This window comes from Bacillus haikouensis, assembly GCF_013179555.1.
Classification (GTDB): Bacteria; Bacillota; Bacilli; order Bacillales; family Bacillaceae_B; genus Rossellomorea; species Rossellomorea haikouensis_A.
In genome coordinates, this window is record NZ_JABMCR010000106.1 from 1 (window position 1) to 13,331 (window position 13,331).

Here is a 13,331-nt window from a genome sequence, read left to right on the forward strand (position 1 = left end):
GGTTTCATATTATCCCTCCTTTATAGGTGAATGATTCTATCAGGTGCCGATCTTATCCTGATTGAATTCAATCCCTGCCGCAGATCCTCGATTAACTCATCTGTGTCTTCCAGTCCAACCGATAACCTCAAGAGACCGTCTGTAATACCCCGCCGCTCCCTTTCCGGCTGCGGCATAGATGCATGTGACATCTTTGCCGGGTAAGAAAGAATGGATTCAACAGCACCAAGGCTTACAGCAAACACCGGGATCTTCACTTCCCTACTCAATCTTCTGACTTCTTCTACACCTTTCAAACGGAAAGATAACACAGCACCAGGTCCTTCTGCCTGGCGGACATGGATTTCGTGTCCTTTGTGATAGCTTAGTCCCGGGTAATATACTTCTTCCACTTCTTCTCTCTTCTCCAGGAATCGGGCAATTTTGAATGCACTTTCTGAAGATTGCTTCAGCCGGACATGCAGTGTCTTCAAGCCCCTTAGTAAAAGCCAGCTGTCCTGCGGACCAAGTACTGCACCAAAGGAATTCTGCAGGAATGTCAGCTGTTCTGCAATGATTTCGTTTCCCGTCACGGCGAGTCCTGCAAGCACGTCACTGTGGCCGGCAAGAAACTTTGTCGCACTATGCAGAACCACATCAACACCAATTGATAGAGGTCTTTGCAGCAGCGGTGTCATGAACGTATTATCTAAAAAGGTGTAGCAGTCATTGGCTTTGGCCAGCTTTACGATTCCTTCGATATCAGTTATGTTCAATAATGGATTTGAGGGTGTTTCGATATATACTACTTTCGTGTTTGGTCTGATTGATCGAGCCACTTCATGAAGATCTCTCATGTCAACAAAGGAGAACTGAATACCAAACCGGTTTAACACCTCAGTAATTAATCGATAAGTGCCTCCATATACTTCCTCAGATATAAGAACGTGATCCCCCTTGGAGAGTATCAGGAAACTAGTGGAAATCGCTGCCATCCCCGAAGAAAAAGCAAAGCCTTTTATACCGCCCTCCAGCTCAGCAATCGTCTCTTCCAGAGTTTCTCTGGTAGGATTTCCTGAACGGCTGTAATCATAGGAGCCAAACTGGTCGAAATCACTCTGATGAAAAGTGGTAGCGTGATAGAGAGGTGTTGAAACCGCTCCAGTATGTGCATCGTATCCATGAGAATGAAGCAGGGATGTTTGCCGTGAATACGTTTTTTCACCCATTAATAAGCACCTCTCCTTTTAGCTGATTAAATACATTCTCCAAGTCCCGGATGATATCATCCACATGTTCAATTCCTACTGAAAAGCGCAAAAGCCGATTACATATTCCAAGCCTGTTCCTTTCTGTCTCAGGTATATCCGAGTGTGTCTGGGTAGCCGGATACGTAATAAAACTTTCAACCCCTCCAAGACTTTCAGCAAATGTGATGACCTTAAGCTTCTGCAGGAATGGTCCAACCCACTCTTCCCTTGAGATACGGAATGACAACATCCCGCCTTTACCCGTATACAGCACATCCGTCACACAATCATGATTTACAAGGTATTCTGAAATGTCCCTTGCATTTTCTTCATGCCGGGCCATTCGTAAACTTAGTGTTTTCATACCGCGAAGAAGAAGCCAGCTATCAAAAGGTGAAAGGACGGCACCGATCGAATTCTGAATAATAAAGAGCTTCTCCCCCAACTCCTCACTCTTGACGATGACTGCTCCCGCAAGAACATCATTGTGTCCGCCTAAATATTTCGTAGCACTGTGAACGACGATATCAGCCCCTGCTGTAATCGGTTTCTGCAGAATCGGGGTATAAAACGTGTTGTCTACAATCAGCAAAAGTTTGTACTCTTTAGCAATGGAGGAAACGGATGAAATACTGATTTCATTCATCAATGGATTGGTTGGCGTTTCCAGGAATATCGCCTTGGTTCTTCCGTTCAGTTTCTCCATAACCCGGCTTTCATCACGGATATCAATGAAATGAAACTTGATGCCATATTGTTTTTCGAACTGAAGAAATAATCGATAGCTTCCTCCGTATAGATCCTGTGAAACAATCAATTCATCACCAGTCGAGAATAAATTCAGCACCGCTTGTATGGCTGCCATCCCGGAACTGAACGCCAAAGCTCTTTGTCCCTCCTCCAGCTTAGCTAGTGTATCTTCTAAAATGGCCCTTGTAGGATTTCCAGTGCGGGAATAATCAAATCCGGTTGACTGTCCTATTCCCTTGTGTTCATAAGCCGTTGACAATTGAATGGCGGGACTGATCGCCCCTGTCACTGCGTCCGTACGATTTCCGGATTGAACGAGAATTGTATCGATATGGTTTTTCAACTTTGCAGCTCCTTTTCTCTTTTTTATACGAAAAGGGGTAAAAAACAAAAAGCCCTCTTATCAAAATAAGAAGGCTTCTATCGTTCATTCTCCCTCTTATCGTTCAAGTTGAATTCAACTTGCTGGAATTAGCACCATGCGCCATGCTGGTTGCTGAGGTGTCATAGGGCCAGTCCCTCTACCTCTCTGGATAAGAATCTATTCGGTTTTATTAAATCCATCAATCACTTGCTGAAATCACTTCTTCATAACTTACACCATACTTTATTAGTTGTCAATGAAAATTATGAATACTTTGCCATTTGCAATGAATTATAGAGTTATATTTAAGCAAAGTGAAATTAAATATTGACGAGCTGATAGAGAAGTAAATGTTTAATTCACCTTCAGCAAGTCTATATGTATAGAAATACTTGATTAGGATGTGTTTTGTATGAAAGGTGTAACGTTCCAAGGAAAAGAAAAAATGGTGGTTAAAGAAGTTGAAACCCCATATATCCAAGAAAATACCGACATGATTGTCCGTATCACAGCAAGTGGAATCTGTGGTTCAGATCTTCACCTGTACCACGGCGGTATCGAACCGGAAAGAGATTATGTCGTGGGACATGAGCCTATGGGAATTGTCGAGGAAGTAGGATCTGAAGTGAAAAGTCTTAAAAAAGGGGACCGTGTCGTCATCCCATTTAATATTGGCTGTGGAGAGTGTTTCTTCTGCAAGAACCAGATGGAAAGTCAGTGTGATGATTCCAATCCCCATGGGGAAATAGGAGGGCTTTTTGGATTTACTGAAATGATGGGAGGCTATCCAGGCGGACAGGCAGAGTACCTTCGAGTGCCCTATGCGGACTTTACGTCGTTTAAAGTACCTGAGTCCAGCAACCTCGATGACGAAAGTGTGCTCTTCCTATCGGATGTTATACCTACAGCATATTGGAGCGTTGAAAACAGCGGAATGAAAGAAGGGGACACTGTCATTGTTCTTGGGAGCGGCCCAATCGGACTGATGGCTCAGAAGTTTGCCAAATTAAAAGGTGCCAATCGCGTCATTGCTGTCGATCAGGTTGAACACCGACTGAATCATGCCAAACGTACAAACAGTGCTGAAATATATAATTTCAAAGAGACCCCGGAAATCGGATCCGTCCTGCACGAATATACAAAAGGAGGCGCTGATGTGGTCATAGACTGTGTAGGAATGGATGGTACCGTCCCTCCTGAGGAGACATTCGGATCAGATTTTGATAATCAATTCGGAACCATCAGTCCGATTAAAACCGCATCACAGGCAGTCAGAAAATTCGGGACAGTACAATTGACAGGCGTTTATGGCACAGAGGCTAATCGCTTCCCATTGGGAGACTTCTTCAGCAGGAATGTCTCCATCAAAATGGGACAGGCTCCTGTCATACACCTTATGCCAAAATTGTATGATATGATAGAAAACTACGAATTTGACCCAACCGATATCATTACTCATCGTTTACCGCTTGATGAAGCTGCAAAGGGTTATGATATTTTTGATAAGAAAGAGGACGGCAATATTAAAGTGATCTTAAAACCGTAAAAAATCCAATAAAAAAATCTGGGACAACACTAACAAACCACTGCCTAAAGACATAGCCTTTAATCACCCTATTGATTTCCGTGCAAGACTTCGCTTTCCGCGGGTAGCCCGTGAGCTCCTCGTTGCGTTCGCTCCTGCGGCGGGGTCTCACTTAAGCTACTCTTCCCGCAGGAGTCTTCGTCTTGCACTCCAATCAACCGCTGGAACAAACTAAAAATTAAAACGTACATTTGAACAATAACTAATAACAACCCGCACTAATTTACCTCCTATAATGCAAATTAGTGCGGGTTTACTTAGACTAAAACATTTTTGTCCCAGCCCCTTTTATTTTATATTCAAGGATGTATGATTCCTATTTTCATTTTGACCTCTTCCAAGAAAGGTCTTGTTTTCTTTCTTGCTTTTTCTGCTCCATGGAGTAATATTTCATCAAGCTTTTCAGGGGATGCCATTAACGCGTTATACCTCTCACGCGGCTCATCCAAATGTAAACTCATGACTTCATAAAGCTCTTTCTTGGCTTCTCCCCATCCGATTCCTGATAGGAAGCAATTTCTCATTTCTTCGGTTTGAATTTCTGTCGCAAATTCTTTATATAACGAAAAGATGATGGAATCATCAGGATCCTTCGGCGCCTCAGGCGGGCTGGAATCTGTTTTGATCTTATTGATCAGTTTTTTCAGTTTTGCCGGTTCCTCAAATAATGGGATGGTATTATTATAGCTTTTACTCATTTTACGTCCATCCAATCCAGGGAGAACAGCAGTTTCTTTTTCAATGACATACTGAGGGAGTGTGAACGTTTCACCATAAGTATGATTAAAGCTTTCAGCTATATCCCTTGCGATCTCAACATGCTGAATTTGATCCCTGCCGACTGGAACAATTTCAGTTTGGAAAAGAAGGATATCCGCAGCCATCAAGATCGGATACGTAAATAATCCCATATTCACACCGTTATCTGATTCTCTTCCCGTTTGCACATTTTCCTCGACAATGGATTTATATGCATGAGCCCGGTTCATCAATCCTTTAGGTGCAAAACAGGCTAATATCCAGCTTAATTCAAATATCTCAGGAACATCTGATTGCCTGTAAAAGATTGCTTTCTCAGGATCCAGTCCGAGAGCCAACCAAGTCGCGGCAATACCCCGGCTGAACTGCATCATTTCCTCCCTGTCATGTATTTTCGTCAATCCGTGATAATCTGCTACAAAATAAGAAGATTGGTATTCCTCGCCTTGAGCCAATTCCAGTGCTGGTTTAATAGCCCCGATATAATTACCCAAATGGACTCTGCCTGTTGGTTTGATACCGGTCAATACTTGCCTTTTCATTGTTCATTCCTCCCAGTCCTTTAACGCAAAAAAGGGCTCCCGTCCTAAAAAGGACGGGAAACCCGTGGTGCCACCTTCATTCGTTTACTGACGCAAACGCACTTATCTGTAAGGAGGATTTGACCTCGATACACTGTCTCTTGTATCGGTGAGACTTTCCGCCATGACCTGCTTTCTTATTTCGGCCTGGATGCTCAGAAGCCCATTCGACTATTTTCCCACACTGATTCTCACCGGCCATCAGCTCTCTGAAGTGTTTCAACAGCTTACTTTTCTTCATCACTGCATACGTAATGTTCTTATTTCCAATATTTTATAATAACTAAAAAAATTGGTCAACACCTTTTATATTTCCTTCGAGGTAAAAGGCAGAAATAACTTCACACCTCTTTTGTTGAATGGAAGGAACTTCATATCGCCCACTAAGTGACTGGCGTATCCAAGCATACATGCTTCAAATATGCCTTCAATCGCCAATGAAGATTCAAAGTATTTTGCAATGAATCCGAAAAAAATCATTCCAAGCAGTGAATGAGTGTAGCTCCGGTGTGAAACAAACGAAGCAATTACTATGTATATCCCGAGCAGCCACAACCAGGTTTCGTTAAGGTGCCAGCCAGCTGCAGTCACTCCAGCTCCCGTAAATGTCAACATCCTTCTTTGTGTAATTACTGTTGACAATAATAGTATACCTATCCCATACCCTATCCCTATCCATTGTTCACGGCCCTGCTCTTGCAGGAAACTGTAAACCATCATCATTAAACCGATTACTTGAGCCACAGCCCTGATCATCTTATGTGAAAACGTCACTTTATTGCTGAGTTTCCCATCGATATCCATATCCGGCATCAATCCTGAAATCCCCCCGACTGTGACGAGAACGGCAGTCGTGCTGAGGCCCGATCCCATTGAGTTGGCTGTGATAAATCCTGCAGCTGCTCCCGCTGCCATATGTGCTGTTCCGTTCACAACTCTCCTCCTTATTCTGCATTCAATACTGAAGTTACCATGATAGTGGATTTAAGAGGAAATGAACATGGGAAACTTGAATTATTTTTCCATCAGCTCGAACTTCACCTTTGTGATAATTTCTCTGAAATAGGATGTCGGATGAGCGACAAAGTCCCTTTTTGATATGTTTCTGTTTATGTACTCTTTTTCAGAGTCTTCATTGATCATGAATCCTTCTGAATGGACCTCTTGAAGCTCATTGGAAATTAACCTTTCAAAATTCCTGAGAGTCACACGAAAGATGCCTGATAGTTCATCTAGTTGAAGTGAAAAACTTTCAAAAGTAACAGGTTTCGTGTATAAGTAAACATTCGCTAACTCACGGTCAATCATTCCGTCTCCAACCAATTCTTCCTTCATCATACACGCGAAAGAGAGTTCATTGAAGGCGATTTCCATGCCCAATTCTTCATGAATTTCCCTTACTCCATCTTCAATCAATTCATGAGATAAGATATGGCCAGCAGCAGTAATATCCAACAGCCCCGGGTAATCTTTCTTTCGTTCACTCCTCAGTTGGAAATAAATATATTCTTCTCCGCTGATTTCATCATAATGAGCGAACCAGCAGTGGAACGTTTCATGCCAATCCCCGTTTGCATGGACTTCCGGTCGCGTTCGTTCTCCCAATCTATTATAATCTTCATCAAAGATAGATAGTTTTTCTTCATTCATGGACATCCCTCCTCAAACTTGCTGCCGCAATATCCGTAAGGTTCTTCTTATTCCATACTAACATATTTTTCTAATTCAAATTCAAAAAAAGTATAAACCTCTTTCGGTTTATACTTCACTCTTCACTCATTTATGTTTTCGTCTATTTAAGTTCCACACTCTGTAAAAGTAGCCTCCTATAATGAAAAAAATACCGCCGATAAGAGACCCCAATGTATTCATCAGCCAATCATCAATATCCGTTGACCTTCCCAAGGGAAGAAAGTATTGAGTCAATTCGATAATGAATGAAAGGAGTGCACCGAGAAACGTAACCTTCAAGACGATCGCTCTCTGGTGACGCATCCACCAGCTTGAAAAGAATGCGAACGGCACAAACAGGAAGACATTCGCTAATAAGTTTCGGATAGGAACCTCTAAATGATTGCGGTATATAAGATTGAGTTTCAGATTGGAAAATGGCTCCATATTGGTATTGCCTTTTAATCCGCCGTTTACTCCTCCATCGCCGAGAAATGGAGTGAGTGTGATCAAACAAATCCCCCCAATGGAAATCGACAGCAATAAAACGGGAAGGAGGTTCATCCACCTGCCCTTGCCTTTTTTCTTTTTCCATACGGAGACGGCTAGAATAGAAGTAATGGTAATCAGTGCAAGAATGGGGATCACCCATCCGAATGCGCTCCATAATTCATGCATCTTACGTCTCCTACTTTCTTACCTCGTATATTTATTAAGTTATACATCGATATGGATTCATTTATTCCACATTTTATAATAGGAGAAACTTCTCCATGTTATTCTTCTGAAGAAATCCATTTCCTCTTTTCATTCATTCTGACTGTCCAGCCTTCTTTATCCAGTCTTTCTAATAAAGGTATCATATATTTCCGTGAGATTCCCAGTATCTCTTTTGCTTCAGTAATAGTAAAACTTTGTCCGGTGTTTTTCCTCAATAAACCTGCTGCATGGATGAATGATTCAAAAGCATATGCATACTTTTCGTCCAAAGGAATGATCAATTTTTCTTGTACGAAAAATTGATGATATTCTTGTCGAAGGGATTCAGGAATGCCTGCATCATGAAAATATTCTTCTACTGTTTTCACATTCAAATCATCCTCCCTGAGGGAACGAAGCATCTGCATGCACCTTTTTTCCCATTGAAGGGGAAGGCGGGGGGTGAACCCGTCAATACTCAAGACTCCTTGTTCTATTGATAGTCTATTCTTCTGCAGCAACTGATCAATACTATAAAAGAGCACATCATCCGGAACTTTCAGAAGTTGGTTCAGTTCCCCCTTATTCATCCCCTTATCTAAAGTATTTTGATCATGATAGTTACTGAGTGACTCGCAGATCCTTTTTTCACAACTCTCAATAATGCTGATATGCGTCACATTGGAAGAACGCAATACAATCCAGTCATTCTGTTTGAGAATACAGGAAAGTTCACTTTCCGTAACGGATGCATCCTTTTGGATGCATCCTGCTGTCAGACTCTTTTGTTTCTCGAGCAGTTTCAAGATCCTCTCTTCAGCAGTTCCTTCCATGATCGATCGAAGCTTTTCAATCGTTTCAGATCCAAATCTGTATGATTCGCCTTCCGGATTAATGATCCAGCCGCCTCCGATTGTTTCTGCAGGAGTCGGCCTTCTCAATATAAAACGGTCACCTCGTTTAACCACTATGTGTTCAGATAATCGAATCTGGCAAAGGATGGCATCTTCCTCTTCTTCTACTTTATTACGGTCAAAAAATATCAGTCTACCCATTACTTCAGAAGTGCCTGTATGTAGTTTCACATCCATTCGCTGTTTTACTCCATGCGATACCCCACTAAGGATAGTTAACGATACATCGATTGTATCGGTCACAGAGACGTGAGTGGAGACAGCCAAAACGTCACCTCGTTTCACTGCATGTTGATTTATTCCTGGCAGGTTAACCGCCGTTCGCTGACCGGCAAATCCTTTTGGAGTCTCCATTCCATGAACTTGTATCTGCCTTGCTTTAGACTTCAGATCCGGGGGCAGGACCACAACGTTTGCGCCTGTCTCAATCGTTCCCTCGAAGATGGTTCCCCTTACGACGGTCCCTTGACCTTTTACAGTAAATATCTGGTCGATCGGCATCCGGAAATCCCCTTCCGAAGTCCTGACCGGGATGTCTTCCATTGAACGGATGATCAATTCTTTCAGTCTTCGGATCCCTTCTCCAGATAAACTATCCACCATCATTAACGGTGCATTCTCAAACGGAGAACCTTGGAGTTCTTCTACTACTTCATCTTTTGCAAGTTCTCTCAATTCCGCATCCACTTTCGAAAGTTTCGTGAGTACAACAATGCCGTTCGCGATTCCCAGAATAGAAAGGATGTCAAGATGCTCACGTGTTTGCGGCATGATCCCCTCGTCGGCAGCAACGACCAATACTACAAGATCTATCCCCGCTACTCCGGCAATCATTTTTTTGATAAAACGTTCGTGACCGGGGACATCAACGATTGAGATTTGCATGTCCTCTCCTTGATAAAGCGGAGCAAACCCCAATTCAATTGAAATTTGCCTTTCCTTTTCCTCTTTTAGCCGATCGGTGTCAATATTCGTCAGCGCTTTTGTGAGCGTAGTCTTACCGTGATCGATATGGCCAGCCATACCCACCGTATAAAAGCGTTTATGCAACCTTCACACCTGCTTTCACTATGTAAACAATTTTCATTTACGGTTCCTGTTTTTATAATGAGTAAATAAAACTCCTGTCATCAACGCAAAGCATGCGACGAAAAGCAACCCTTTCACGTTCTCCCCTTCAGAGAAAGACTTGATGGTCCAGAGCAATATGACGATTGTGATGACACAATCAAAGATAAACATCCCTTTTGATTTTCTAATCTTCTTCACCTGCTTACACTAATTGATATACTATTCTAATTTTATCATATAAGCTTAATTGAAAAAAAAGTCAAGAGGAATGCAAGCTGCTTGAATTCTCGTAAGCTTGATACCAACTTGACTATTCCTGTTTTTGTGTTTAATTCGTACCTTCTTTGATCAGCGTCTTCATATCTGCCGTAATTTCTTCGTAAGGGACGTCGCTGTTGCCGCTGTAGTCTTTAACGACAACTCCTTCTTGGTTGACCAGATAGAAACTGGTCCCATGAATGACTTGATCAGATTTAGGGTCATCCGCCACGATCGATTTGAAGGAATGTTCCGCAAATTCTTTGATCTCTTCGAACTGATATCCAGTAAGCATGTCCCACTTGCTTGTATCCGCTTCAAAATTAGAAAGATAGTCCTTTAATACTTGCGGCTTATCATGTTCAGGATCTACACTGAAGGACACGATCTTATAATCTTCCACTCTTTCTTTCTTCAGTTCCTTTTGAAGCTTAGTCAGGTTAAATGTCATAGGCGGGCAGACAGTTTCACAGTTTGTGAAAATAAAATCTGCAATCCATACTTTCCCCTCTAAATCTTTCAGACTGACTTTTTCATTATTTTGGTTGGTATAATTGAAGTCCGCGATTTCATAATCCGTTTCTGCTTGAAAGTCACTATTGCTGCAACCCGCAAGGAGAATACCGATCAAAGTCATCACTACTGCAAGTGTTTTCGGTTTAGACACTTCATATCTCCTCCGCTTTCAACTACTGTTTCCCATACTATGTTAGTAGAAAGATCAGGAAAACACAATGCGCTTCCTTTGAGTTTCAATGTCTATTTTGTGAAATCCCGCTAATCTTTCATCCCAAGGCACAATGCACCGAGGCTGCCTGTGAATCCGGCATTATCAGGGAAGATGGCATGATAGTCAAGCATTTCCTTAAACTGTGAGAGGTCTTCTTTAAGCGGCGTATTCCCACTCAGCGTGCCCCCAATAAATACAATTGATTGCACATTATATCTTATTGATAATTGATTAGCCAATAAAATGATCGTCTCAGCCATCATATTGGTCAAAGAACGTAGCGCATCTTTGTCATTTGTCTTTCCCTTTTTGTACTTGGCAAAGTTTGCAGCAGTTAAATTTCCGGATACAGGGGTTTCCTGATCTTCGTAAATATCCCTCACCATCAAGTCCAGCGATTCCCTTTGACCTTTCGCAGCCAACCTTACAAGCTCTGCAAAATCGGTCACATCCGTTAATCTACTGCCCAGTCCCATAAACATACCCCCGCCAATACCACTCCCTAACACTCTTGTGAAATTTCTGTCGTCGGCTATAAAGAAAGAGGTACCTGTTCCAATATTAACGACGATATATCTAGTTAATTCATGGTTTTGGTCTTTCAGAAGCCTTCGGGTACCTTCTTCCACCGCAAGAAACTCGGGGATAACACGGACATCCTTCCGTATAGATTTTATTTTCCCAGCCCCTCCGCCGGTTACATACAATGAAGCTTTAGGTGAAATGATTTCCACCCATTTTATAACAGAATCTAAATTCTTACTGTCAAATAGTTTAAAATGGTACCTGCCGCCTTCTTCATACACAAGCTTCGTCAGCGTTCCACCTGCATCAATACCGATAATCTTCATTCAGCTTCTTCTTTCAATTTTTTCTTTGAAAATAAATAATGAAGAATATATCCATGAATCACCATTATGATCAAAAATGCCAGGAGATAATAAAAGACCCCCATGATGCCTTTAGAAAAGTCCGCTGTGAAAAGCCACCAAATGGACGCCAGCAGCAAGAAGAAAAATTGAAGCGCAACCCCTTCCCAAAAAGGTTTCTTATAACTATTGAAATCCAACAGCCTCTTCCAGCTCCATCCGATTGCGACAGCCGCTGAAATCAACAATAACAGAATATAAATACTTATTTTCACGAATAATCACCTGCTCTTTGGTCTGATTATCTCTATCTTATTAAAAACGGATGGAAATATAAAGTGAAATAAGGAATGTCAGGAAAACAAAAAGCCAGGGAATTCCTGACTTTTCATTATCATCATATTAGTATTGGTTTGCCCTAAACAGTGAATAGAAATTCTGTTCTGCTTCCGTTTTGCGAAGATATGACCTCCAGCCGTGCATCAATTCTTTCTTTCAGTTCTGGTACGTGGGAGATCAACCCGACTAATCGGCCGCTGCTTTGGATGTCCATTAACGCTTCAATTGCATGATCGAGTGATTCGGGATCGAGGGTTCCAAAACCTTCATCGATGAACATCGTCTCAAGAGAAACACCACCTGCATATTGCTGTACGACATCCGCAAGACCAAGCGCCAATGCGAGCGAAACTTTAAAGCTTTCCCCGCCTGATAACGTTTTGACGTGACGCTCCTGACCTGTATACTGATCAAATACAAGCAGTTCCAATCCACTTTGTACATTGCCTTTGCTGCGGTCTGCCTTACGAATGAGATTGTACCTTCCTGCTGTCATTTTAATTAATCTTTCATTCGCGACTCTAAGTATATCTTCAAGGAAGGATGCAAGTACATACCTTTCAAAAGTCAAACGATTTGCATTCTGGCCGCGGGCGATATCCGCAAGCTGTCCAACTGTTTGATAAGCTTCTTCCAAATCTTTTATGCCTTCATTTATTTCCAACACACGAGATAGAATATTCTTATTCTCCTTCGTATGGGAGATCACTCGGTTAAGTTCTTGATTTATCTTCTCCAATTCTTCAGAAACCGCTGCCAAATCATCTTGAATCTCTTTGATTTCAGGCTTTTCTTTTTCATCAAGCTGCTTATTCACTTCGAATAATCGATCGGTAACAGAACGAAGATCCTCTCCGTGTTTCTTTACTCTGTCTTCCAGAACGGATATTTCATCATCCGTTTTTTTTGCTTCGTGAAAAGCTTTATAGTGAGGAAAACCTTGTTGAGTCAATAAAGAAAGAAACGCTTCCCGTTCCTCCTTCATTTCTGCATCAACCTTTACAGCCTGGGTTTTCTTTTCATCAACTTGTGAAGCTTTCACACTATATTCTTTTTCGCATGTAAAAAAGTTTTTCTGTGCCTTTTCGAAATTGAATTTCATTCTTTCCAGTAAACCTTGTGTTTGTTTCAATGCGAAATCAAAGTCTTTCTTTGTATTAAGCTCATCAGGGATGGATTCCTTGACCTTTTCAAGTGCTGTTTTTTTCGTCAAGTAAGCAACTTCAAGCTGTTGTTGTTTTTGCTGGCGATTCTTAACAGCTTCTTCAATTTCAAGAAGTTTCTCTTTCCCTTTCTTCAGCTCCTCTTTCATCCGCTTTTGCTGCTCTACTTCTTTTCTCTTTTCAAGTATTTGATGCTTAACGTATTTACAATCTTCTTCTGCTTTTTGAATGACCATTTTACAATTTTCAACGGTCAGATCTTTTGAGAATCTTGAAGCTTTTTTCAGCAGAGAATGAATCTGCCCCTCTGTTGCTTCAATTTTGGTTTCTTCCTGTGCAGCTGCAAGGC

12 protein-coding genes, 1 riboswitch and 1 other annotated feature are annotated in these 13,331 nt (G+C 41.8%); of the genes, 1 reads left to right on the forward strand and 11 read right to left on the reverse strand.

The features are described from left to right. Positions 1-20: 20 nt before the first annotated feature. Together metC and HP456_RS11675 are read right to left on the reverse strand one after the other, a co-directional pair. The gene (gene metC / locus HP456_RS11670; protein WP_172251234.1) at positions 21-1,208 is read right to left on the reverse strand and encodes a cystathionine beta-lyase; all 1,188 of its coding nucleotides are present in this window, start codon (positions 1,206-1,208) and stop codon (positions 21-23) included. Then, positions 1,201-2,322 carry a methionine biosynthesis PLP-dependent protein gene (locus tag HP456_RS11675; protein ID WP_172251236.1) on the reverse strand — a complete coding sequence of 374 codons (1,122 nt, stop codon included), beginning with the start codon at positions 2,320-2,322 and terminating at the stop codon, positions 1,201-1,203. Before HP456_RS11675 ends, metC begins: the two co-directional genes overlap by 8 nt. A gap of 93 nt (positions 2,323-2,415) precedes the next feature. Continuing rightward, positions 2,416-2,519, reverse strand: a riboswitch (SAM riboswitch). Positions 2,520-2,755: 236 nt separating this feature from the next. Between HP456_RS11675 and HP456_RS11680 the strand changes: the two genes are divergently transcribed. Continuing rightward, entirely contained in the window at positions 2,756-3,889 is a 1,134-nt protein-coding gene (locus tag HP456_RS11680) for a zinc-dependent alcohol dehydrogenase (RefSeq protein ID WP_172251238.1), read from the forward strand. Positions 3,890-4,227: 338 nt separating this feature from the next. Here the strand turns inward: HP456_RS11680 and HP456_RS11685 are convergent, their stop codons facing one another. The 9 genes from HP456_RS11685 to HP456_RS11725 all read right to left on the reverse strand — a co-directional run. Next, positions 4,228-5,229 carry a tryptophan--tRNA ligase gene (locus tag HP456_RS11685; protein ID WP_172251240.1) on the reverse strand — a complete coding sequence of 334 codons (1,002 nt, stop codon included), beginning with the start codon at positions 5,227-5,229 and terminating at the stop codon, positions 4,228-4,230. A 46-nt stretch (positions 5,230-5,275) separates the two neighbouring features. Beyond that, positions 5,276-5,521, reverse strand: a binding site (T-box leader). A 53-nt stretch (positions 5,522-5,574) separates the two neighbouring features. Further along, positions 5,575-6,201 (reverse strand): metal-dependent hydrolase, encoded by a 627-nt coding sequence (locus tag HP456_RS11690; protein ID WP_172251242.1) that lies wholly within the window; start codon positions 6,199-6,201, stop codon positions 5,575-5,577. A gap of 81 nt (positions 6,202-6,282) precedes the next feature. After that, positions 6,283-6,918 carry an NUDIX hydrolase gene (locus tag HP456_RS11695; RefSeq protein WP_172251244.1) on the reverse strand — a complete coding sequence of 212 codons (636 nt, stop codon included), beginning with the start codon at positions 6,916-6,918 and terminating at the stop codon, positions 6,283-6,285. Positions 6,919-7,044: 126 nt separating this feature from the next. After that, positions 7,045-7,617, reverse strand: a complete 573-nt coding sequence (locus tag HP456_RS11700) for a VanZ family protein (RefSeq protein WP_172251246.1) — start codon at positions 7,615-7,617, stop codon at positions 7,045-7,047. A gap of 98 nt (positions 7,618-7,715) precedes the next feature. Then, entirely contained in the window at positions 7,716-9,602 is a 1,887-nt protein-coding gene (gene selB, locus HP456_RS11705) for a selenocysteine-specific translation elongation factor (protein WP_172251248.1), read from the reverse strand. 349 nt (positions 9,603-9,951) lie between these two features. Then, entirely contained in the window at positions 9,952-10,548 is a 597-nt protein-coding gene (locus HP456_RS11710; protein ID WP_312857756.1) for an SCO family protein, read from the reverse strand. Positions 10,549-10,658: 110 nt separating this feature from the next. Continuing rightward, a complete protein-coding gene (gene coaW, locus HP456_RS11715; protein WP_172251250.1) occupies positions 10,659-11,462 on the reverse strand; it encodes a type II pantothenate kinase in 804 nt (267 codons plus the stop codon). After that, the gene (locus tag HP456_RS11720; RefSeq protein WP_172251252.1) at positions 11,459-11,755 is read right to left on the reverse strand and encodes a hypothetical protein; all 297 of its coding nucleotides are present in this window, start codon (positions 11,753-11,755) and stop codon (positions 11,459-11,461) included. The genes coaW and HP456_RS11720 overlap by 4 nt, the downstream gene beginning before the upstream one ends. Positions 11,756-11,898: 143 nt before the next feature. Next, on the reverse strand, positions 11,899-13,331 hold a 1,433-nt coding region (locus HP456_RS11725; protein WP_281358020.1), incomplete at its 5' end, for an SbcC/MukB-like Walker B domain-containing protein.